Origin of the sequence: Treponema phagedenis, from assembly GCF_008153345.1 — a bacterium.
GTDB classification, from domain to species: domain Bacteria; phylum Spirochaetota; class Spirochaetia; order Treponematales; family Treponemataceae; genus Treponema; species Treponema phagedenis.
The window spans coordinates 2,976,939-2,998,632 of record NZ_CP042818.1 but is presented as its reverse complement, the minus strand read 5'-3'; the positions used below and the strand labels follow the sequence as shown (position 1 = coordinate 2,998,632).

19 protein-coding genes are annotated in these 21,694 nt (G+C 39.3%); 11 read left to right on the top strand and 8 right to left on the bottom strand.

All coding sequences use genetic code 11. From position 1 onward, the window contains the following. Nucleotides 1-159: 159 nt before the first annotated feature. The gene (locus FUT79_RS15190; protein ID WP_156009289.1) at nucleotides 160-336 is read right to left on the bottom strand and encodes a hypothetical protein; all 177 of its coding nucleotides are present in this window, start codon (nucleotides 334-336) and stop codon (nucleotides 160-162) included. 227 nt (nucleotides 337-563) lie between these two features. Between FUT79_RS15190 and trxB the strand changes: the two genes are divergently transcribed. From trxB to FUT79_RS13125, 3 genes are read left to right on the top strand one after another with little or no spacing between them, the layout of a single operon-like run. Continuing rightward, nucleotides 564-1,487 (top strand): thioredoxin-disulfide reductase, encoded by a 924-nt coding sequence (gene trxB / locus FUT79_RS13135; protein ID WP_024753056.1) that lies wholly within the window; start codon nucleotides 564-566, stop codon nucleotides 1,485-1,487. Nucleotides 1,488-1,522: 35 nt separating this feature from the next. Beyond that, the gene (locus tag FUT79_RS13130) at nucleotides 1,523-3,148 is read left to right on the top strand and encodes a glycoside hydrolase family 3 protein (RefSeq protein ID WP_044634524.1); all 1,626 of its coding nucleotides are present in this window, start codon (nucleotides 1,523-1,525) and stop codon (nucleotides 3,146-3,148) included. Between the two features lie 3 nt (nucleotides 3,149-3,151). Beyond that, on the top strand, nucleotides 3,152-4,048 hold the full coding sequence (locus FUT79_RS13125; protein WP_002699586.1) for a GNAT family N-acetyltransferase: 897 nt from the start codon (nucleotides 3,152-3,154) through the stop codon (nucleotides 4,046-4,048). A gap of 340 nt (nucleotides 4,049-4,388) precedes the next feature. On the opposite strand, the gene FUT79_RS13115 is transcribed toward FUT79_RS13125, so the two are convergent. Beyond that, the gene (locus tag FUT79_RS13115; RefSeq protein WP_148879211.1) at nucleotides 4,389-4,883 is read right to left on the bottom strand and encodes a DUF2715 domain-containing protein; all 495 of its coding nucleotides are present in this window, start codon (nucleotides 4,881-4,883) and stop codon (nucleotides 4,389-4,391) included. 647 nt (nucleotides 4,884-5,530) lie between these two features. Beyond that, nucleotides 5,531-6,103 carry an alkyl hydroperoxide reductase subunit C gene (gene ahpC / locus FUT79_RS13110; RefSeq protein WP_002699590.1) on the bottom strand — a complete coding sequence of 191 codons (573 nt, stop codon included), beginning with the start codon at nucleotides 6,101-6,103 and terminating at the stop codon, nucleotides 5,531-5,533. Between the two features lie 316 nt (nucleotides 6,104-6,419). Here ahpC and FUT79_RS13105 point away from each other — a divergent pair, with 316 nt between their 5' ends. The 4 genes from FUT79_RS13105 to FUT79_RS13090 all read left to right on the top strand — a co-directional run bounded on the left by FUT79_RS13105 (nucleotide 6,420) and on the right by FUT79_RS13090 (nucleotide 10,640). Beyond that, complete coding sequence (locus FUT79_RS13105) at nucleotides 6,420-7,166, top strand: DeoR/GlpR family DNA-binding transcription regulator (protein ID WP_002699592.1); 747 nt, start codon at nucleotides 6,420-6,422, stop codon at nucleotides 7,164-7,166. A gap of 21 nt (nucleotides 7,167-7,187) precedes the next feature. Continuing rightward, nucleotides 7,188-8,102 carry a 1-phosphofructokinase gene (pfkB, locus tag FUT79_RS13100; RefSeq protein ID WP_024753060.1) on the top strand — a complete coding sequence of 305 codons (915 nt, stop codon included), beginning with the start codon at nucleotides 7,188-7,190 and terminating at the stop codon, nucleotides 8,100-8,102. 186 nt (nucleotides 8,103-8,288) lie between these two features. Beyond that, nucleotides 8,289-10,199 (top strand): PTS fructose transporter subunit IIABC, encoded by a 1,911-nt coding sequence (locus FUT79_RS13095; RefSeq protein WP_024753061.1) that lies wholly within the window; start codon nucleotides 8,289-8,291, stop codon nucleotides 10,197-10,199. 183 nt (nucleotides 10,200-10,382) lie between these two features. Beyond that, nucleotides 10,383-10,640: an HPr family phosphocarrier protein gene (locus FUT79_RS13090; RefSeq protein WP_024753062.1), complete on the top strand. Its 258-nt coding sequence runs from the start codon at nucleotides 10,383-10,385 to the stop codon at nucleotides 10,638-10,640. Between the two features lie 522 nt (nucleotides 10,641-11,162). On the opposite strand, the gene FUT79_RS13080 is transcribed toward FUT79_RS13090, so the two are convergent. Together FUT79_RS13080 and FUT79_RS13075 are read right to left on the bottom strand one after the other, a co-directional pair. After that, nucleotides 11,163-11,576 (bottom strand): hypothetical protein, encoded by a 414-nt coding sequence (locus FUT79_RS13080; RefSeq protein WP_002699598.1) that lies wholly within the window; start codon nucleotides 11,574-11,576, stop codon nucleotides 11,163-11,165. Nucleotides 11,577-11,760: 184 nt separating this feature from the next. Beyond that, a complete protein-coding gene (locus tag FUT79_RS13075; protein WP_024751992.1) occupies nucleotides 11,761-12,777 on the bottom strand; it encodes an IS5 family transposase in 1,017 nt (338 codons plus the stop codon). Between the two features lie 263 nt (nucleotides 12,778-13,040). Here FUT79_RS13075 and FUT79_RS13070 point away from each other — a divergent pair, with 263 nt between their 5' ends. From FUT79_RS13070 to FUT79_RS13055, 4 genes are all read left to right on the top strand, one after another. Further along, nucleotides 13,041-14,222 carry an IS630 family transposase gene (locus tag FUT79_RS13070; protein ID WP_148889722.1) on the top strand — a complete coding sequence of 394 codons (1,182 nt, stop codon included), beginning with the start codon at nucleotides 13,041-13,043 and terminating at the stop codon, nucleotides 14,220-14,222. Nucleotides 14,223-14,314: 92 nt separating this feature from the next. Next, nucleotides 14,315-14,665, top strand: coding sequence for a hypothetical protein (locus FUT79_RS15185; RefSeq protein ID WP_044634418.1), 351 nt, complete (start codon nucleotides 14,315-14,317; stop codon nucleotides 14,663-14,665). A 229-nt stretch (nucleotides 14,666-14,894) separates the two neighbouring features. After that, on the top strand, nucleotides 14,895-15,473 hold the full coding sequence (locus FUT79_RS13060) for a TlpA family protein disulfide reductase (RefSeq protein WP_148889720.1): 579 nt from the start codon (nucleotides 14,895-14,897) through the stop codon (nucleotides 15,471-15,473). Continuing rightward, nucleotides 15,466-16,260, top strand: coding sequence for a cytochrome c biogenesis protein CcdA (locus FUT79_RS13055; RefSeq protein WP_148879895.1), 795 nt, complete (start codon nucleotides 15,466-15,468; stop codon nucleotides 16,258-16,260). The genes FUT79_RS13060 and FUT79_RS13055 overlap by 8 nt, the downstream gene beginning before the upstream one ends. 608 nt (nucleotides 16,261-16,868) lie before the next feature. On the opposite strand, the gene FUT79_RS13050 is transcribed toward FUT79_RS13055, so the two are convergent. The 3 genes from FUT79_RS13050 to ruvA all read right to left on the bottom strand — a co-directional run bounded on the left by FUT79_RS13050 (nucleotide 16,869) and on the right by ruvA (nucleotide 21,251). Beyond that, a complete protein-coding gene (locus FUT79_RS13050; protein ID WP_044634679.1) occupies nucleotides 16,869-19,292 on the bottom strand; it encodes a tetratricopeptide repeat protein in 2,424 nt (807 codons plus the stop codon). Nucleotides 19,293-19,438: 146 nt separating this feature from the next. Beyond that, the gene (mtnK, locus tag FUT79_RS13045) at nucleotides 19,439-20,587 is read right to left on the bottom strand and encodes an S-methyl-5-thioribose kinase (protein WP_024753068.1); all 1,149 of its coding nucleotides are present in this window, start codon (nucleotides 20,585-20,587) and stop codon (nucleotides 19,439-19,441) included. Nucleotides 20,588-20,639: 52 nt separating this feature from the next. Beyond that, complete coding sequence (gene ruvA / locus FUT79_RS13040) at nucleotides 20,640-21,251, bottom strand: Holliday junction branch migration protein RuvA (protein ID WP_002700292.1); 612 nt, start codon at nucleotides 21,249-21,251, stop codon at nucleotides 20,640-20,642. Nucleotides 21,252-21,694 lie beyond the last annotated feature (443 nt).

The window sequence follows — 21,694 nt, the reverse complement described above, 5'->3', positions numbered from 1 at the left end:
GGTTGCATATACCACACAAAGCTGTTGCAAAACACGACTTTTAAAATTATGTTTACAATCGAAAACGCTCATTTTTAGGTTTAGCTTTAAACTCGTCGACTTAGTTTTATCACAAATACAAAAACTAAGTCATGGGCTCCGGTTATTTTTGCGCTATTTTTAGCATGCAAAAAGATTCCGACTTCGCACTTTTGAAAAACCGTCGCCGCCCGCCGTGGCGATTCTGATTTCTGTTCCGTAGTATGTTTTAAGCAAAACAGCTTGACCTTCGAGTTTAAAAGTTTCAGTTTTATAATCCGTTTTGCAATTAACTTTCATATATGTTAATCGAAGCATTAACAGCCGGCTTGAGGATTCAGCATCACTATGGTAAGTTTACTCGCCGTTGTCAAAACTCAGAACGAGCACGGACGCCCGTGGTTCCAAACAGAAGCGATGTTTTAAAGCAAAGCAGTTTGTAAAGCTTTAAAACTCGCAGACTCTTCTCAATTTTAAAAAAAGTTTAAATAATAATAAGAACTCTTATTGTTGACAATTTATATATAATTCCGTACATTTATAGTATGAAAACAGATTACGATATTATTATTATTGGCGGCGGAGCGGCCGGGCTTACTGCAGCGCAATATGCGTGTCGTGCAAACTTAAGAGCCCTGGTGATTGAAGGTAAGGCGCATGGCGGGCAGGCGATTTTAATAGACTCCTTGGAAAACTATCCCGGTTATGCGGATCCTGTCAGCGGATATGAATATGCGGAAAATATGCGCAAACAAGCGATTGCCTTTGGAGCGGAGATTGTATATGAAAATGTTGAAAGTTTGAGTAAAACAGACTCTGTATTTACGATTAAAACAGCGGATAAAACATATACAAGTTTGACAGTAGTGCTTGCAACCGGAGCGGAGCACCGAAAGATGGGTATTCCCGGTGAGGAAGGATTTTACGGTAAAGGAGTTTCCTATTGTGCAACTTGCGACGGTCCTTTTTTCCGGAATAAGCATATTGTCGTGGTAGGCGGCGGTGATGCAGCCTGCGATGAAGCAATGTTTTTATCTCGTTTAACCGAAACAATTACGATGGTACACCGGAGAGATGAGTTGCGAGCACAAAAAGCTTTAGCGGAGCGCACAATGAAAAATCCGCATATCAAAATTGAGTGGGATACTATCATAGAAGAAGTGAAAGGTTCATCGCATGTAACCGGTGTTGTTTTAAAGAATAAGAATACCGGTGAAGTAAAAGAACTTGCGTGTGATGCGGTTTTCTTCTTTGTCGGTATGGTTCCGATCACCGATCTTGTCCCTGACGCAAACAAAGATTCTATCGGCTATATCATCACAAATGAAGAAATGGAAACTTCAATCCCCGGTCTATATGCCGCGGGCGATGTTCGTGCCAAGTCTTTCAGACAGGTTATTACCGCATCTGCGGACGGTGCTATTGCGGCACATAGTGCAGCAGGGTACATTGACAAATTAAACGGTTGATGTATGTAACTTGGTTAAAAAGAAAACAGCTTATAATGCTGTTTTCTTTTTTATTTCCCTGCTCGGTTTTTTTTGCACAACAAGCTTCTTTGCCAAGCTTTTATGATGATCTCCCTGCGCCTCAACTTGCCGAACAAATTATTTCGGCAATGACCGATGAGGAATTGCTTGCACAAACCTTTATGTTCGGTTGGGCGGGACAAAAGCCCACCGATATTTTGACAGGTTGGGTTAAAAACAAAGGCTTAGGCAGCATAAAAATTTTCGGTTGGAACACACATGACAGTATTGAGCTTGCGCAATCAATTTATCACTTACAAGAGACGGCAAAAAAATGCCGTTTTTCTATTCCTTTATTTGTAGCAACCGACCAAGAAGGCGGATGGATTCGGCACGTCAAAGGACTTACGTCCGAAACACCGGGAAATCTTGCGCTCGGTGCTTCAGGAATTCCGCAGGATGCGTATTATGCAGGCTTCTATATCGGACGAGAAATTGCTACTCTCGGGATACATATTAACTTTGCCCCCGCGGTCGATCTCTTAACTAATAAAAATTCTTCAATTATCGGTCCGCGCGCTTTTGGAGATGATCCGAAATCAGCCGGCATTTTAGGGGCAGCCTTTATGCGCGGCAGTAGGGACGCCGGTGTGCTTACAACGGCAAAACATTTCCCCGGGCACGGAGATACCAGCATAGACAGTCACGGAAGACTGCCTGAAATCTTAATATCTGAAGAAGTCTTTTTTAATAGGGAGCTCCTTCCGTTTCAGATGTTAATTGATTCCGGCGTTCCCGCAATTATGAGCGGACACCTCAGCTTTCCGAATGCGTTAAAATCAAATATTCCGGCAACATTTTCCCGCTATCTTTTATCCGATATTTTACAAAAAAAAATGGGATTTACCGGACTGATCATCACCGATGATATGATGATGCACGGCGCAATTCGCTATGCAGGGAATATTGAAAAGGCGGTACAACTCGCGCTCGAGGCGGGCAATGATATTATTGAGTCTTCCACAACGCCGCGTGAGCAAGATGCATTCTGGAAACATAATCTGCAATACATGGGAAAAAATCCTGCGTTTAAAGAAAGAGTTAAAAATGCCGCCTATAAAATACTGCTTGCGAAACTCAACTATTTTAAAAGCGGCAAAAGTGCCCCAATCTTTCCCGATATTGCCTCTATCCCGCAAAAACTGCCTGATCCTGAAAGCGAACAATATTTTCTATCGATTGCGGCACATGCAGTAACAATAGTACGAAACAAAAATATTCCGCTTCCTCAAAAGTCTTTGCAAAACGTTTTGCTTGCGGGGCGCTATCAAGATTTTTTAAAAGTCGGGAAAAAACGCATCCCTTTGGCGGAAACCTCAAACCTTTCGGACTCGCTTTCTTATAAAGTGCGCAATGCGGATACTGTTATTTTTTGTCTTGCCGATTCATACTCTCAGCAAAAACTTATAGAGCTATTACGTTTTTTTCCGCATAAAAATTATGTCATTATTTCGGTGCTTTCTCCTGTACCTCTTTTAGAGCTGCCTGCAATACAATCTGCCGTTGCAGTATACAGTTATTCTCGATATTCTTTTGCGGCAGCCTTTGCCGCTTTGCTTGGAGACTTTATCCCGAAAGGCAAAAAGCCGATAAAGCAATAACCTATGCAATATCGTCTTAAATCAATTACTAAAAAAAATATTGACGAGGCAATTCAATTTATTATATTGCGAGAAGCTTATAGTATAAACCTGGCGGAAAAACTGCGTGAATTACGAGATTTTTTTTTGGGAAAAAGCCCGAAACATTTTGTGCGCAAGTGCTTGCTGTTTTATGCAGTTTTTCCAAAGCCACAAAAAGTTTGCGGAGTACTTTTACTTACCGCAAACGGCATACTCCTTCATAATATTGATGAATCAATCAGCGATTCCTTAATTGAACAAGCTGCCGGCTATTTCCTTGAATTCTCAATTCATTCAATTATGGGCATTGCGGATAGAACCATACTTTTTGAAACACTGCTCAAGCGATACTTTGCAAAAAGTCCTTCCAGAATTGAAAATTACACCCTCATGCTGCTCACCGCATTCGAAAAAATACAGCAAAACTTTTTTGCCGGTATACAATTTTCCGGTGTACACTTTTCCCGCTCAACCTTAGATGATGCGGAGAAACTTTTACCCTTGCAAATTGATTATGAAAATACCGAAGTGCTTTCAAATACGGCAACGGTAAAAACTCCTGTTTGTTTAAAACAGCTAAAAGCAAAGCTGCAATCGGAAATAATTTTTCACGCTTCAATAAATGAAACCCCGATTGCTAAAGCGGGAACCAACGCGCAAGGCTTCAACTGGAACCAAATAGGCGGCGTATACACGCTCCCCGCCTATCGCACCCGCGGACTTGCAACCGCCCTTACCGCTCATCTCGTACGGGACAGAATGCAGGCGGGAAAAAATCTTGCGCTTTTTGTAAAGGTAAAAAACACTGCCGCCATCACTGCCTATAAAAAAATAGGATTTACCGACTCGCTGCCTTTTAGAATCGCCTATTTTTTATAAAAAGAATTCGACACAACGGTTTCATTTTGACGTCCGTGGCAAAATGAAACCTGCGAGTTTTAAAAGCACTTGAAAGCGGCGGTGCTTTTAAAACGTCGCTGCTGCGTGGAACCACGGGCGTCCGTGCCCGTTCTGAGTTTTGAGGCCCTTGTCAAAAACTAAACTACGAGTTTAAAATCTTCAATTTTACAGTTTTGTGTTGATGTTTTAAAACATCGTTTGGAATTTCGCAACGGCGGGTAGACATACCATAGGCAAAAACAAACCCATCTGCTTGGAACCGCCGCTTGCCGAAGCCGGCAGCGCAGCAAAAGCTGCGTTGCTGCGCTGTCATACACGACTACAGTCTAAATGAGGGGCCGACTTTAAGCGTAAAGGTGTTTGCGCATAGCCACCGGCTCCCACTGATGCTGTTATAACCCCAACCGACCGCATCTTCCAAACCGATATTGATACCGATTAAATCGGTAAAATAGTATTGTGCAGCCAAACGGATTGCAGGAAAGCTGAGGTTTAATAAGCCGAAACTAACAGATTCCTCTGATCCTGCTGTTGAACCGAATCCTCCATACTGAATGCCGATACCGCCGGAAGCATGTATGTATAAATTTTTGACACCGCGATAGGAATATCCGAACAACAATGTTCCAAGCCATGCGACGCCTCTCATTTTAGCTTTAAAGTGCCTATCATAATCATAATAAGAAACAGAATCAGAATACTTTAGTGCACCGCCGATTAAAACATGGTTATTAGCCATGACGGTAAATCCGCTTTTTGTTATAAGTCCAGCGTCTAAACCTACATTAGCGTTTACCACTGATATCGGCCCCATTTCAATGTCTGACAGCCCAACTGTCGGCGACAGAAGGAACTCAATTTTTTTTAGGCTCTTTCGGTTCCTGCGGTTCTTCCTGACCAAAAGCGGTTGCAAACACCGCACCCAACAACAAGCAGAAAAATACTGCTTTTTTCATAATAATGCTCCTTTGCAGCCGTATGGCTGCGTGTATATTTTGACTATGGCTTTTTCGGTAATCAAAAAAGCTCGGAAGTCCGCATTTTATAACGGTGATAGTACGCTTTATTTTATTCTTAAAAACGGCATACCATACCAAACCCGACAAATAACGTCGGTTTAAGAAAAAAAGAATAAAAAGTTTTTGAAGTTGTAAAAAACGTATCTTCGAAAAGAAACTATATTGAAAACCGGACTTAGTTTTTTCCGGTAATGAAGCGGTTTTATTTATTTAGAGAGAGAGAGAGAGAGAGAGAGAGAGAGAGAGAGAGAGAGAGAATTCCGTGCCAAAATGCGGTATAGTGAGAAATTTTTTAAACAAACCGGATCGTACATAAAACAGTAAACAACCTTTAAGTAATATTTATTAATTATATCGTATTTTTAAAATATGCAAGCAGAAAAATAAAAAAAAGCCGGTGCGCTTTAAAACGCACCGGCTTTTTCAAAAAACGGGGAAAATATTAGAGCTTGCCTACAAGGTCAATTCCAGGGGTCAAAGTCTTTGAGCCCGGTCTCCACTTTGCGGGACAAACCTGGTCGCCGTGCTTTTCCACAAACTGAGCAGCTTCTACCTTGCGCAAAAGCTCATCAGCATCACGTCCGATTCCGAGGTCATGCACTTCATATGCCTTGATAATTCCGTTCGGGTCAATTACAAAGGTACCGCGCAGTGCTTGCCATGCATCATGAATTAAAATCCCGAAAGAATCGGCAAACTTACCTGTTTTATCGGAAATCATCGGATACGGAAGGTTCCTGATTGTATCGGTTGCGTCTGCCCATGCTTTGTGAACAAATTCGCTATCCGTTGAAACGGAAAAAACTTTACAACCGATTTCTTTAAACTGAGGATACACATGTCCTAAATCAGCTAATTCTGTCGGACAAACAAAGGTAAAGTCCGCAGGATAAAACATAAATACTGCCCAACTCCCCTTGATTGTTTCATTTGAAACCTCAATAAACTTTCCGTCATGATACGCGGGAAGCTTAAAATCAGCAATCTTTCTACCGATTAAATTAAAATTTTCCATAAATTACCTCCATTCAATATTAATAATCATTCTTAATATAAGATACTAAATATCAGCAAAAAAGTCCAGTCAAAAGTAAAAATACTCGGCAAATACCTTGTTTTACTAAAAATATCCTGTTCACGTTTTATACAGCCGTTAAATCAAAAAAAATCTGATTTATTTTGGATAGTTTTGCTTGAATTTGAATTATTTTGCTTGACTTTGAATAAAACAGGATTTATAATAAAACTATATGTTAAGAGTATTAAATTAAGCAATTTTAAAGACTTGCTCAATTTAATTAAAATCACTTTAAAAATTTAAATTTAGAAAAATGCTTGCAGAAGAACGATTTGATAAAATACTTTCTCTTATTGATGTAAAAGGATCCGTAACGGTGCAAGAGCTTGCCGAAAAATTGCATTTTTCCGAATCAACTATTCGCCGAGATCTTAACAGCCTGCATTCGCAAGGTCGACTTACAAAAGTTTTCGGCGGCGCAATTACAAAAGACCTAACATTCAGCACAAAAGATGTTTCAGTCTCTTCTCGCGAAACTCATAACCAATCGGAAAAACTTGAAATTGCGCGCTATGCCGCCTCTCTCATTCAACAAGATGATTTTGTGTATCTTGATGCGGGGACTACAACGGGTTGCATGATCGATTTCATCAGTCAAAAAAATATTACTTTTGTTACAAACAGTTTTTCCCATGCGGAGCGCCTTTCGGAGAGGGGGTTTCGTACCTATATCTTAGGCGGAGAAATTAAACAAACCAGCGAAGCGGTCGTCGGAGAAGAAGCAATAGAATCTCTTTTAAAATATAATTTTACTAAAGGTTTTTGGGGAACAAACGGGGTGAGCCCGAATACCGGTTTCAGCACGCCCGACATAAGTGAAGCACTCATTAAAAAGGCTGCGATGAAACGTACGCATAAACGCTATGTTATCTGCGATGCAAGCAAATTTTCAAAACTTGCCAGCGTTACCTTTGCCGACTTTATGAAGGCGACCGTTATTACGTCAACTTTACCGGACTCCTCATATTCAGAGTATAGAAATATTATTGAGGTAGGATAAAAAAATTATGAGAGGTGAAAAATGATTTATACCGTAACAATTAATCCTTCACTTGATTACATTATTGATGTGCCGAACTTCCAAACCGGTGTGTTAAATCGAGTTACCGCCGAGCGGATTAATGTCGGTGGGAAAGGGATTAATGTCTCCCTTGTGTTGCGTAACCTTGGGTTTAACTCAATTGCGCTCGGATTTGCCGCGGGCTTTACCGGCGATAAAATCTGCGCCATGCTTTCTGAGAAAGGAATTACCAATGACTTTATCTCCGTTAAAAACGGAATTTCCCGCATCAACGTAAAACTGAGATCCGATGAAGAGACCGAAATGAACGGACAAGGACCATCTATTGAAGCTGCGGATGTGGAAAAACTTTTTAGCAAAATAGCCGCCTTGCAAGATGATGATATTCTTGTTCTTGCCGGCAGTATTCCATCTACGCTTTCCTCAACTCTCTATGTTGATATTATGAAACTCTTACAAAAAAAGAAAACAAAAATCATTGTCGATGCAACAAAAGATTTATTAAAAAATACGCTCCCATATAAACCCTTTTTAACTAAACCGAACAAACATGAGCTTTCGGAAATTTTCGATACGGAAATTACTACAACGGAAGAAATTATTTTTTATGCAAAAAAAATACGAGAGCTTGGCGCGCAAAATGTACTCATATCTATGGCAGGGGACGGAGCGCTCTTTATAAACGAAAAAGGATCGGTGTATCAAAGCGCCGCTCCAAAAGGAAAAAAAGTAAATTCAGTCGGCGCCGGAGATTCCATGGTAGCTGGTTTTATTGCGGGATTTTTAGAAACCAATTCATACACCGAAGCTTTCAAGATGGGTTTGTGTACCGGTTCTGCAAGCGCGTTTTCCGAAGAGCTTGCAAAGCGGTATCAGGTAGAAGAATTGCTTAAAAATCAGCAGTTTAATTTTTAATACGGAAATTAAAACACGGAAAACAGTGCCTGTGGTTTTAATATCACACAAGCAGGTTAAAATCTCCTGTCTGTGTATCTGATGAGTTTTGCTTCATATTTTGTTTGCAAAACATAACTTATTAACTTCAGCTTTTTCAAGCAATGTTTTAAAAAAGCGAAGGAAAAACTTTTTATAGGAGGATTTATGCGTATAAGAGATTTGCTTGATCCGAAAAGTATTTCACTAAACGGATTTGCAGGAAACAAAGACGATGCGCTTAATCAAATTATTGATTTAATGGCAGCAAGCGGAAAAATTGCGGATAAGGCAAAATATGCCAAGGGAGTATATGCCCGCGAAGAAGAGGCTACCACTGCGGTAGGAGACGGGGTTGCAATTCCGCATTGTAGAAGCGATGCGGTAAAAGAAGCAGGCCTTGCGGCAATGACTTTCTCTAACGGGGTTGACTTTGATGCTCCGGACGGAGAAAAAGTAAAAGTACTTTTTCTTATTGCCGCTCCGGAAACAAAGGATAATGTGCATGTTGATGTTTTAAGCAAACTTTCAACACTGCTACTCAATGAGGATTTTACAAAAAATCTTCTTGAAGCAAAAAATATTGATGAATTCCTTTCTGTTATTGATGAAGCAGAGTCTGAAAAAGATGCACAGGAAATGCCTCACCAACCGACAGAAAACGCAAAAGCAAAACTCCTTGCGGTAACTGGCTGTCCCACCGGTATTGCGCATACTTACATGGCGGCTGAAGCTTTGCAAAAACATGCTTTTGCAAAGGGCTGTACCATTAAAGTAGAAACACGGGGAACCGGCGGTACGAAAAACGAACTGACCGCAGCTGAAATTGCGGAAGCTGATTGCATTATTGTTGCCGCAGACACACAGGTTCCGCTCGAAAGATTTAACGGCAAAAAGCTCATCCAGTGCAAAGTTGCTGATGGAATTAATAAAGCCGAGACTCTTATTGAAAAAGCAATGCGGGGAGATGCTTCAATCTATCATGCAAAAAATGATACGGGAGCAGCACATAAAAGTGAAGATTATAAAAAAGACAGTGTAGCTCATGTAATCTATACTCATCTTATGAACGGCGTTTCATATATGCTTCCCTTCGTTGTGGGCGGCGGTATTTTAATCGCTATTGCTTTCTTAATTGACGGATTAACTGTTGATCTCAATTCTCTGCCTGTCGATCAACGCTCAGGCTTCGGTTCAATAACACCGATTGCAAAAATCTTTATGTCAATAGGCGGCGGTTCTTTTAGCTTTATGCTGCCGATATTAGCCGGATTTATTGCGATGAGTATTGCAGACCGTCCGGGGCTTGTTGCCGGATTTGTCGGCGGATACATTGCCGCTAACGGAAAAAGCGGCTTCCTCGGTGCAATGGCTGCAGGCTTTATTGCGGGATATTGTGTGCAGCTGATAAAAAAACTTCTTTCAGGTTTGCCCAAAGCTTTTGACGGAATTAAGGCTATCTTGTTGTATCCGCTTCTCGGGATTTTCGTTACCGGCTTGATACTGACCTTTGTAATTGAGCCGCCCATCGGAGCACTGAACACGGTTTTAAATACTACACTTTCCGGAATATCAGGCTCCGGCAGCATTATACTCGGTATTATCCTTGGAGGGATGATGTCCGTCGATATGGGAGGTCCGGTAAATAAAGCCGCCTATGTATTCGGCACCGCTTCAATAGCGGCAGGCAATTACAATATTATGGCAGCCGTCATGGTCGGCGGAATGGTGCCACCAATTGCAATCGCTATTTCAACCATTATATTCAAACACAAGTTTACTGTCCAAGAAAGAAAGGCAGGCCCTGCAAACTTTATTATGGGGCTTTCCTTTATCACCGAAGGGGCTATTCCTTTTGCAGCCTCCGATCCCTTACGGGTTTTACCGGCCTGTATCATCGGTTCGGCACTTGCCGGCGGTATTTCAATGGCGGCAAACTGTACTTTAATGGCTCCTCACGGCGGAATATTTGTTTTCCCGGTGGTAGGAGGTGCGCTTATGTATCTTGTTGCCCTTTTGGCAGGATCCATCGTTGGTGCGCTGCTTTTAGGATTGACAAAGAAACCGGTTCATGAATAAAATAGAGTTCGGATGGTATAAACTCAAAGTACATAGATAGTCATTTTAGGCGATGTGCTTGATTTTACAAACCGACATATCAATCAAACGCCGTTTTTGGCATCATGCTGAAAACGGCAGAAAACTGACAGAAAAATTCCTAAAAGGACTGTCAAATTTATGTATACTAACAAAGAAGATAAAATGAAAACATTTACTTACACAATTACCGACCCGATTGGAATACACGCTCGTCCTGCCGGAAAGCTTGTTGCTCTTACAAAAACATTTAGCAGTAAAATAACCATTTCCGGAAATGACAAAACAGCAGACGGCAAAAGAATGATCGCAATCATGAGTCTTGGAATTAAACAAGGAACACCGATTACTATTACAATCGAGGGAGATGACGAAAGTGCCGCAGCAAAAGCTATAGAAGACTTCTTAAAGGAAAACCTCTAAGCTTCAATTAGGCCGATAGCGATGTATAAGACGGTGGCAAAATAGCTGCCGTCTCATGCGGCTCCTGACACAACCCCTCACAGCCTTTCATAATCTGCATCCGTTTTTTAGCCATCACCCCGTATTTTCCTCAGTAGATATCACGTTGGTTTTTCGTATTCATCGGTATTTGCGATTGTTGCAACGAGAACAACAAAAATGATATCGGATACTGTATGTTTTACTTGCCATTGCCGGCGGGTATCTGTTAATTCTTCGGTAACAGTAATTTTTTATAAAATGTTTTACGGACTTTTTATCGGCTGATTATCCGCCATATATGACGAGAGTTTTCTCAACTCTTGTCGTGGAGGCGGATAATTAATTCATCATTATATGGGAAGTAAAACCACAAATGCGCTATTAAAAGCAAACCTGTGGGAAAAAAGAAAGCCGCATAAAGCCTTCTGTCTTTAAAAATTTGCTATCGTCGCAAAATTCTTACAAGCATGAAAAATTTACCTAAGCATCCTCGAGCCGATGCTATTTTCGCTCTGCGATTTGGAATCCATTGTTCTTGTCGAATGAGAGGGTGTATTCTTTGCCTTCCTGAAGGTCGACTTCAAAAGGGATGAAGTCGGTGGCTGCATGGACGTTTTTGAAAACAACACCTTTGCGATGGGAGGTAAACCTGACTTCGAGAACGCTTTTACCCGGCTTGACGTAAATACTTTCGTGGTCTGCAAATGCCGCTTTGACTCCGTCGATGCTGCGAACTTCGATGTTGCTGGATGCAACACCAATGAAGCTGCTCTTCAAAAAGACTTTGCAGGAGTTAGGATAGAGGGACAGGTAATTGTCCTTTGCTTCGCGGTTTTTCTTTTTGAAGATGATCATGGTTACAATTCCATAGATTAAAAGAGCTGCAATTATGAGTATAAAATACTGTGGTGCCATATTTCTTTATCCTTTGTTTGTTTTTGTTGCCGTTGAGGTACTAAAGGGCACTTCTAAAAACCTATTTTTTAGTGTACCTATTTATTATTTTAGTAGCTTTTTTATAAATTGTCTAGTGTAAAACTTGGATTCTTTATCTTAGTTCTCTTACTTTTCCATTTTATTACCTATATGCTCTCTCATTTTACTTCTTTAGATAGCAATATCGGCATAAGTTGTATGTTAAGTTCATCATTATTATCGAAAATGTTGCACGAGCTAGTCCTATCGTTCTTACATAGATACCTTTCATTGAGTTTGTCATAAAGCCAAATACATGTTCAACTCTTGCCCGTATTTTTGATTTTTTTCTGTTACCGATTTTTTGTTTTTTAGTAAGAGGTTTCCCTCTTGCTCCTCTTTCACAAATTTGTCCTTCTATCCCTTTCGCTTTTAAAATCCCCTCTATTTCTTCTCCTATATAGGCACTATCTGCGTATAATCTTTCATCTTTCCTTTCAACTAAATTTTTTAACTCTCTACTATCATGAACATTGGCTGCTGTTACCGTTGCTTTCAATATAAGCTTACTTTTTTTATCTATTTTTATATGATCTTTATAACCGTAATAATTACGTTTATGCTTCTTTGTCCACCTCGCATCACAGTCTTTTTGCGATAATTTTGCCTTATTTTGTTTTTCTTGCCATTGTTCAGGAATTTTTCCGTTTTTGATTTGTTCATTTTCATCTTTGCTGTTATGCTGTATCGGTGCTTCTACTATTGTCGCATCTATTATCGTTCCCTCTTTTCCTATTAAGTTATTTTTAGCTAATTCTTTTCCAAACTTTTCAAATAATTTTTTTGATACTCTCGCTTCAATGAGTTTTTCTTTAAAAAGCCATATTGTTTTTGCATCGGGTACTTTATCTTTTAATTCCAATCCTAAAAATCTCATAAAGGATAGCCGATCGTTTATTTGATATTCCGTTTGGTCATCACTTATGTTGTATAATTTTTGTAAAATTATTATTTTAAACATCATTACATAATCGTATGCAGGTCTTCCGCCTAAACCTTTTGGCTCTTTAGTTAATGCTTTTTTTAATAGGGGCTTGAATATTTCCCAATTTATTTTTTCGTTTAATTTTTCAAGACTATCTCCTAGCTTACTTAATACTCTTAAACGATCTTCTTCATCAAATAATCCTTTTTGTTTCATACCTCATTTTATCATCTTTTTAATCTTTTTTAAAGGGGGTTTTTAGAGGTGCCCTAAAGCAAAGAGGTTGTTATATAACACAAATCGTTTTTTGTAATGTCAAGCCCCTAATCTTGTGTAAAAACCATGCATAATGTCGGGTTTTGTTTAACTAAACACGAGATATGCTCTATTGTAGTATAACGTTTTTCTGAAAAGTATATTGTATTTTTCTTTGGTTTGTGATACTATCTCAACAGTTTTTTATCACTAAGGAGTATTGCATGCCCAAACCGCCGAGTAAACTTGAACTAAATCCTGAAGAGCTCACGTACCTTGAATCACTTGTTCGTTTACGAACAATCCAAGCACAAACGCTTACGCGTGCACGAATACTTTTGCTTAAAAGCAAGGGGCTGTCCATTAAGGAAACAGCCGGAAAGGTAGGCTATACGTATAGAAGCGTTGCGCTCTGCCTTAAGAAATATAAGCAGGGCGGCGTAGAGCATGCTCTCACCGATGCACCCGGACGCGGAAACAATCCGGAAATTACCGATGAAGAGAAATCGTGGATTATAAATCTCGCTTGTCAAAAACCGACTACTTTTGGGTATGCTGCAGAAACATGGACTTACGCACTGTTAACAAAGCATATTAACACCACCGCTGAAAGTGCAGGATACCTACGGCTCGCTACTATCCATAAAACAACGGTATTTAAAATACTAACTGAAGCAGACATTAAACCTTACAAAATAGAATATTACTGTGAAAACAGAGACCCTGACTGTGATAGAAAAATGCACAATGTTTTGCTCGTTTATAAGCAACTTGAACTTTATTTTGAGGAAAATAAGCCATTACAGACAGAAGAAGGGAAGAATATCCATGTTGTTTCGTATGATGAGAAGCCCGGCATACAAGCTATCGCGACGACAAGCGATGATTTACCTGCTGATGAAACCCATCAATGCATTCGCCGTGATTATGAATACAAACGGCTTGGCACGCTCTCACTTTTAGCAGGCATTGATTTACAGACGGGGGATGCCATTCCTCTTGTAAGCGACAGTCACACCAGTAAAGATTATGTACAATTTCTTAAAATACTTGATGAACGATACCCGCAAGAAGATAAAATTAGAATCATTTTGGATAACTTAAAAGTACATACCTCCAAAGAAACCATTCGATATCTTTCAACGGTACCGGGAAGATTTGAGTTTGTGTTTACGCCAAAACATGGTTCGTGGTTAAATATGATTGAAGGATTTTTCAGCAAACTAACAAGACAACTGTTGCGGGGCATGAGAGTAAAATCAAAAACAGAGCTAGTTAATCGACTGTATAAATACTTTGACGAGATTAATGAAGAGCCGGTCGTATTCCATTGGAAATACAATCTTGATGATCTCGATGTTTCTGAAGCGGTTATAACCGACGCTCTCGAATATAAACTTAATTAAAAAACGTTATACTAGTATAATGTTTTGTAATTAACTTCCTGTTATAAAAATCGGAGTATCAACAATAAGGGAGTGCAGATTTAAGCATTCCTATGGTAAATTACTCGCCGTTGCGCCGTGTCGAACTCAGAACTGCCACGGATGGCGGTGGTTCCAAGCAGAAGCGATGTTTAAAAGCATCAACACTGTTTTGTAAAATTGAAGCTTTTAAACTCGCAGGTTTGGTTTTGCCATGGACGGCAAAACTCAGAACCGCCACGGACGGCGGTGGTTCCAAGCAGAAACGATGTTTAAAAGCATCAACACTGTTTTGTAAAATTGAAGCTTTTAAACTCGCAGGTTTGGTTTTGCCATGGACGGCAAAACTCAGAACTGCCACGGATGGCAGTGGTTCCACGCAGAAACGATGTTTAAAAGCACAAACTTTTTCCAAGTGCTTTTAAAACTCGTGGTTTAGTTTTTGACATGGACGTCAAAAACTAAACCGTTGTGTCGAACTCTTTTTATTTTATGATTTATAGCGGCTGTATTAAAAATCTAATCGAGGTATCAAATGGGCGTGATACTACTATCATGGCGTATGTAACAAAGCCCGTGTTGATTTTACATTATTTTTCAGTCATTGTAATACGAAAGATTGCCTAAAATTTTATTTTCAAGTATATTAAAATTATGAATAGACTTAGTAAAAATATTAAAACCATGGTGCTGCCTTTTATGGTTGCGCTGTTCTTTTTTGGGTGTTCAGAGAAAGAAGCTCAAGCGGATTCAAAAACCGCAAGCGGGATTCGGCAGCTTGAACAATTTAGATTTTATATTTATCCGAAGCCGATGGATATCCCTGCAGATTTTTCTGTTGAAGGCTTAAAAGGCGGTACAATAAAAGCGGATGATCTGCATGGAAAAATAACCCTGCTTAATTTTTGGGCAACGTGGTGCCCTCCCTGCCGCGCGGAAATGCCTTCACTGGAAAAAATGCACAAGCTTATGAAGGGAACTGATTTTCAAATTGTAGCGGTTGATGTCGGAGAATCAAAATCGCAGGTAGAAGCGTTTATTTCTAAAGAAAAATATTCTTTCCCAGTGTATCTTGACGAGTCCGGTACATGGAGTTCGATTTTTGCTTCACGCGGAATTCCCACCACGTATGTAATCAATAAAGAAAGAAAAATCGTTGCCGTTGTTATCGGCGGGCTTGAATACGATCAGCCTGAAATTATTAAAATTTTTAAAGAGTTGGCAAATGAATAGTGCTCCCGGAATTTTAGGATCTCTCTTGGCGGGCTTACTTTCGTTTTTAAGTCCTTGCGTTTTGCCGCTTATCCCTGTGTACCTTTCGTTTATTTCAGGAGAGTCTGTAAGCAATATCAGAGAAGGAAAGGCGCGGCTGCAGTTATTTTTCCGCAGTCTGTTTTTTGTTTTGGGGTTTACCGCTGTTTTTGTATTACTGTCCCTTTTGTTCGGCGGGGGAATGCAGCTTGCCGGCGGGCGATCCCTTATAATTATTACTCGAATTGCCGGCGGGCTAGTCATACTTTTAGGGATCAATATTATTTTTGACTTTATTCCTTTTTTGCGCACCGAGCAGCGGGGGCACACTGATATGAAAAACGCCGGCCCCGTGAAAGCATTTTTATTCGGAATGCTTTTCGCCGCAGGCTGGACGCCCTGTATCGGACCTATTTTGTCCTCAATTTTATTTTATGCGGCAAGCTCAGGGAATGCGCTTTATGCGGCGCTGCTGCTTGCCATGTATTCACTCGGGTTGGGGCTTCCGTTTTTATTGGTAGGACTCTTTTTTGATAAGGCGGAACCGATCCTCAATTGGTTTAAACAGCATATGAAAGCGGTTAAAATTATTTCCGGGATTTTAATAATCATCTTCGGTATCCTTATGCTGACATCGGGATTAGCCGCCATAAGCAGAGGGTTTTTAAAGCTGGGGTTTGCTTTAGAAGAATACTCAAAAACGGGAATTACACCGTTCAAACAAATTGCGGGTTTTCTTGCGCGCTGGTTTCAATATCAGGGAGGTTGATTGCTTGCATTTGGTTTATAACGCTTGATGTGAGAAGCTTTGCAAACAGCAAGAAAAACTTTTGTTTAAAAAGTATAATAAAAGCCGGCTAAAACACTGCCGGCTTTTTTAATTTTACTGAAGTCAAAAACAATACTATCCCAAAACAACTAATAGAACGTTTTGTGCTTACGTTGCTGTTATGCCTATGGGAACATCAACAGGAGGCTTGCAGCTTCAGCATCACTATGGTAAGTTTGCTCACCGTTGCGAAATTCCAAACGATGTTTTAAAGTAAAGTAATTTACAAAGCTTTAAAACTCCTGGTTTAGTTTTTGACAAGGACGTCAAAAACTCAGAACCGCCGCGGACGGCGGTGGTTCCAAACAGAAGTGACGTTTTAAAAGCACAGCTGCTTTAAAGTGCTTTTAAAACTCGCAGGTTTCATTTTGCCATGGACGGCAAAATGAAACCGTTGTGTCGAACTCTTTTTTATAAAATTTTTTACGTTTTGGTAAGATGTATTAAAAACGAATCGATTTATTAAAAAAACGCTGTATTAGTTTTATAAAAGTTTATGATTCGTATTGAGTGAGTTAAACAATCGGGTTATCAAAAAAAACACTACACTAAATAAGTTTATTATTTTGAGCAGCGGAAAAGAGTTTGCTGTTCCATACATTGTCCTGCATAAATTGTTGGCGGATGCTGTTTTCTCCGATATTTATAATTGAGTACTGCATTGCTTTAAACGCTTTGCTTAAATAGGCGCTGGCGGAAGCACTCTCCGTTCCTTCTATCTGCGAATAGATATCAAAGCAAAGATACAGGTAGATAGAGGCGAACGGATCGTTAATATGAAGAGCTTGCCCTGCAGCTTCTTCCAGTTTACTCAGCTCAGGAGTAATTTTATCCTCTTCTTTATTCTGCAATAAATGAATTCTGCATCGATAATATGTTAAAAAAAATTGATACATTTTTGTGCATATCGATTGCTCATATATTCTTCCCCAAATAAAATCTTCCGCAAATGAATATCCGTTTGAAATTTTTGTATCTTTTGAGGAAAGGCAATGCAGTTGATTAAGAGTCATATCATCAAAGTGAATATGGAGGTTGGAAATTTCATCATTATTGATAGGTGAAAGGAGTAATGATTCCAAGAAAAATAATGCGGCATCAGTGTCGGAGTATATATGGTCAAGAAAAACTTTTTGTGCAAGGTGTGTTTTCCCGTTTAATGAAACCGCGCGTGCAGACCATATTATACAGAGTGTTTTCCATTGGTCAAAATAAAGTTCTGCTAAATCCGTTGCCTCATCAAATATTTTTTTCGCACTTTCATGCTCTCCGAGTTTAAGTGCAATTCTACCGCGTAAAAATAGCATTGGAATTTTCCATGTTTGTTCAAAGTAGATATTAATTGCATCTGAGAGTTTTATTAAAAAGGTTTGCGCTTGGCTAATATTGTTTTGTAAAAAATAAGTTATTGCAATATGAAAAAGTGCTTCACAAATAAATCCTGAATCACGTAAGCTCTCGGCATCATCTAAAGCGTAGTCAAAGTACGTTACCGCATCGCTAAGCTTATTTTGTTGTAAAGAAAGAAATCCTAAAAGAGAAAAGGTGCGGTATTCTCCCGCTAAAAAATGATCCTCTTGCAAAATGCTCAGCACTGATTTTGTTGCCTGAAATGCTCCAAGCGGATCTCCTTGAAAACTTAACCGCAACGCTTGCTGATATTTTTTTATTACCGCATAAAAAGGCTCGTATTGATACTCATCAATATCTACATGAAGAATATTTACATCCGAATATTTATCAAAGAAATTATGCAAAAAGAATATGGAAGTAGAATCTGAATGAAGTGTTTTAAAAATTGCACAAAGGTTATCATCTGCATGCAAACTTCCTGCCTGATATTTTTTCCAAAGGAAAGAGGCAACAAATCTAAAAAGATATTCTTTCCGCTGTTGAATCTTTTTTTCAAGCGTAGTAAAAATGCTTATCGGAACAGAATAAATATTATTTTTAATCAATGTGATTCCATATCTGTCCATTTGCAAAAGCAGGTCGGAGAAAAAGCCGGCATTCTTTTTTAATGAAAGAAAAAAATCTTCCATCTCATCTGCAAAAATATAATGAGATGCAACTATTGTTGTATACATAAGTTCCGCAAGGTCTTGCGGAATATCATCTATATTCGCCTCTGACTTCGGCATATTTCTAATAGGCGATGATGAGCTTGCCCAGAGTATTTTTTCAGCTTGCTTATAATTTTCTTCATCTTCAATGGACTCTACATAAATGATCGGTGCATCATCAATCTTATATGCCTTTCGGTAGAGTTTACAACATAAACCCATGTGTTGCAAAAATGCATCTGCCAAGTATTGAGGAAATTCAGCAGAAAAACGATATCGTTTATAAAATGCAAGAGATGCTTTTGTTTCGGCAAGTACTTTTTTTTCTTCGGTATTCAGTATAGTAAAATCTTTTTCGTTAACAGGATGCATACTGAAAAAATTATACAAGGCTGCAGGACAGGTAGAATATTGATTAACAATAAAACTGTTTGGTTCGATTTGATTTTCGTCGGTTTTATTTGAAGGCTGCGTAAATGAAATCATTTGGTACATATCAATTTCCGGAACATATTGGAAATTCATGTATTCTTTTAAAACCTGCTTCGCAGTCATTGTGACAAAAAATCCTCTGTCAGGAATAAGTTTTTTTTGAAAATGCATAAAATGATCTATAAGGTTTTCTGTGTCTGAGGTAGGCAAATCGTCAATTACAATACGGTATTCGGAAAACCGAAAAGCATTTTTTTTAAGAAGCTTATACGTTGCCTGCAAAAATCTTGTACAAGAAAATACATGCGCAATGCTTTCTTCAATAAATGTAAAAATATGATTGAATTGGATTTCAGCAATTTTCGCTCCATTGTATGAAGCCATATCTTTTAATTTAGTAAAAAATTCTACTGTTTCGGATGGAGCAATCCGCATGAGTTGCCGTCGGTATGGAACTTCAAAATAAATACAAAGCATGTTTTAATTCCTTTTTTAACAGTAATTACAATCACAGATAAAAACCTTTGCAGACCTGTAATTTTTCCAAGGATTTCTCAAAATATAGTATCGGAATACTTTTGACAAGTATTAAAAAATTTTGCGCTCTTCACGGGTTTAGATAATTATTTCATTAATAATTGAATACCCGTTTGGATAAGTTTTTGTTCTGCAAAAATTCTTTGCTCCGTATCAGACAGTGTTGTTATTTCCGGCGTTTTTGCCGAGCCGACTACTCGCCGGATTATTTCTGTTCCCGCAAAGCCTTGTGCATCGGCAAGAATTTCTTGTACAAAATCTTTAATCAAAGAATCATTTCGATATAAGGGATCAACCGTATTGGCTTTTAAAAATTGTACAGCCTTTTGTTCAAAAAGAGTCGGGAGGGCATGAAGATTTTCTTTTGCCCAAGTTTCAGTTTTTTTAAAATTGTGTACTTCCGCATAGACTTTTGTAAAAAAAAGATGCGCAAAAACATTCCCTACATCGTATGCAATCGGACCGAAAAAAGCAAACTCAGGATCTATAACCTTTATAAGGGTTTTTGCATTTATGTGTTTTACAAAAACAGAGCCTGAATGCAAATCCCCGTGAATTAAGCTTTGCGGCATATTTTGAAATTTCAACTTAAGTTTACCAACATACACATGCAAATCCGTATTTTCTTCCACATTCTTTCTAAGCCAATCCTCATTCGGTTTAAAAAGAATATTCCTGTTTCTGACATCTTTATAGGGATGCGTAAACACTAAATCTTCGGTAATTGCACAAAGATCAGGGTTCATAAATCGGCAAATTAATTCCTTTTTTTCTTGAGGCGGACAAATAAAATCAGTGAGTGGCAGTTGCGTTTTAACGATAAAATCGGTAATACATTCGGCAAAGCAGGGAACACCGTTATTATGCAAAAGCTCTTGTTTTAAATTTTTATATTCGCCGATATCCTGCATAATCATACATGAGTTTTCAGTATCAATCAGGAAAACATGCGGAACCGATTGCGGAAAAAGTTTTTCATATAGTTGTAAGGCTTCCGCCTCCCGCGTGTTTCTTGCAGGGTCAAGATACCCGTCGGGACGTACCCGTGTTTGCGCATCTGCCTGTTTGATAATAGCTGAAAGTCCGCTATCCACACTCTTTATTCTAAACACATAATTAATATTTCCGTCTCCGATTTCTTCACATACCAATCGCTCGTTTGCGGAAAAAAAGTCGGTTTTTGAGCGAATATAATCAATGGCGGTTTTTTCCGTTAATATGGTTTTTCTTTTCATACATTCCCTATTTTAAAAGTTACCAAAGATAATAGTCCGGAATTATAAAATATTATTTTCCAGTACTTAAGGCAACAATTGCGGATCTGAATAACTCGTTTTCATTTTCTTGCGGGTTAGCGCCCTTACTGCGCAAAGCACTCGCTGCCGCTTCAACTTGCTCCGTTGCCGCCTTTCGATCATACCCCATTTGTACCAGCGCTTGAATAATATCCTCAAACTCGGACTGCGGTATACTTGCCGACTTTCCGATTTCGTGAATATTGGAAAGCTGTCCCTTTAATGCAAGCACCATTTTCTGTGCAGTTTTTTTGCCGACCCCGGGAATTGTTTGCAGTAAATGAACATCACCTTCTTCAAGTGCTGTCTCCAAATTTTCCGCAGTGATCCCCGAGAGAATTCGCAACGCTTGCTTCGGCCCAATCCCGTCCACCTTAATAAGGTCAAGGAACAAAGCCCTTTCTTCTCGTGTAGGAAAACCGAAAAGCCGCATCTGATCTTCACGATGATACAACCACGTAAAAACTCGAACCGTTGCTCCGACCATTCCGAAGCTATCCAAACTCTTTGCGGAAACCGCAACACTCCATTCAATCCCATGCGTTTCTATACAAATACTCTCCGAAGATTTTTCGGTAAGCACACCGTTAATGCTGTTAAACATAATCAAAGAGTAACATAAACACCGCAAGAGTACAAGAAGTTTTTTGCGGAGGATGCATTGCTTCATGAAATTTAAACAGCTCCCCTGAACAAAAACAGAGAAAAACAAAACGATGCGCATTCGCTTTAAGTTTCAATTACGGATAAAATAGGCAGGAGAAAATATCCGCTAAAATTACATAAAAATTTGGGAACCCGTTTTATATACGGGCGTTGCAGTTTGCAGCGTACAGAAAGCTGGCTTTACCTTACACTTTGCCGGAACTTAACACCTACAGACCGCCGCGTGCTACAATGTAAAGCAATGTTTAAAACCGAAAACTCTTATTTTCAGATTTCGGTTTTAAACCGGTCGACTTAGGTTTGCGTAACTACAAAAACCAAGTCATGGACTTCGGTTCTTTTTGCGCTACTTTTCTGCTCGGAACCACGGGCGTCCGTGGC

Excerpts from the sequence above, each read along its gene's own strand:
- FUT79_RS13090 (WP_024753062.1), top strand. The coding sequence starts at position 10,383 with ATGAAAACATTTACTTACACAATTACCGACCCGATTGGAATACACGCT.
- FUT79_RS13055 (WP_148879895.1), top strand. The coding sequence starts at position 15,466 with ATGAATAGTGCTCCCGGAATTTTAGGATCTCTCTTGGCGGGCTTACTT.
- FUT79_RS13070 (WP_148889722.1), top strand. The coding sequence starts at position 13,041 with ATGCCCAAACCGCCGAGTAAACTTGAACTAAATCCTGAAGAGCTCACG.
- mtnK (WP_024753068.1), bottom strand. The coding sequence starts at position 20,587 with ATGAAAAGAAAAACCATATTAACGGAAAAAACCGCCATTGATTATATT.
- FUT79_RS13080 (WP_002699598.1), bottom strand. The coding sequence starts at position 11,576 with ATGGCACCACAGTATTTTATACTCATAATTGCAGCTCTTTTAATCTAT.
- ruvA (WP_002700292.1), bottom strand. The coding sequence starts at position 21,251 with ATGTTTAACAGCATTAACGGTGTGCTTACCGAAAAATCTTCGGAGAGT.
- FUT79_RS13060 (WP_148889720.1), top strand. The coding sequence starts at position 14,895 with ATGAATAGACTTAGTAAAAATATTAAAACCATGGTGCTGCCTTTTATG.
- FUT79_RS13130 (WP_044634524.1), top strand. The coding sequence starts at position 1,523 with ATGCTGTTTTCTTTTTTATTTCCCTGCTCGGTTTTTTTTGCACAACAA.
- trxB (WP_024753056.1), top strand. The coding sequence starts at position 564 with ATGAAAACAGATTACGATATTATTATTATTGGCGGCGGAGCGGCCGGG.
- FUT79_RS13050 (WP_044634679.1), bottom strand. The coding sequence starts at position 19,292 with ATGCTTTGTATTTATTTTGAAGTTCCATACCGACGGCAACTCATGCGG.
- FUT79_RS13125 (WP_002699586.1), top strand. The coding sequence starts at position 3,152 with ATGCAATATCGTCTTAAATCAATTACTAAAAAAAATATTGACGAGGCA.
- pfkB (WP_024753060.1), top strand. The coding sequence starts at position 7,188 with ATGATTTATACCGTAACAATTAATCCTTCACTTGATTACATTATTGAT.
- FUT79_RS13075 (WP_024751992.1), bottom strand. The coding sequence starts at position 12,777 with ATGAAACAAAAAGGATTATTTGATGAAGAAGATCGTTTAAGAGTATTA.
- FUT79_RS15190 (WP_156009289.1), bottom strand. The coding sequence starts at position 336 with ATGCTTCGATTAACATATATGAAAGTTAATTGCAAAACGGATTATAAA.
- FUT79_RS13095 (WP_024753061.1), top strand. The coding sequence starts at position 8,289 with ATGCGTATAAGAGATTTGCTTGATCCGAAAAGTATTTCACTAAACGGA.
- FUT79_RS13105 (WP_002699592.1), top strand. The coding sequence starts at position 6,420 with ATGCTTGCAGAAGAACGATTTGATAAAATACTTTCTCTTATTGATGTA.
- FUT79_RS13115 (WP_148879211.1), bottom strand. The coding sequence starts at position 4,883 with ATGGGGCCGATATCAGTGGTAAACGCTAATGTAGGTTTAGACGCTGGA.
- FUT79_RS15185 (WP_044634418.1), top strand. The coding sequence starts at position 14,315 with ATGGTAAATTACTCGCCGTTGCGCCGTGTCGAACTCAGAACTGCCACG.
- ahpC (WP_002699590.1), bottom strand. The coding sequence starts at position 6,103 with ATGGAAAATTTTAATTTAATCGGTAGAAAGATTGCTGATTTTAAGCTT.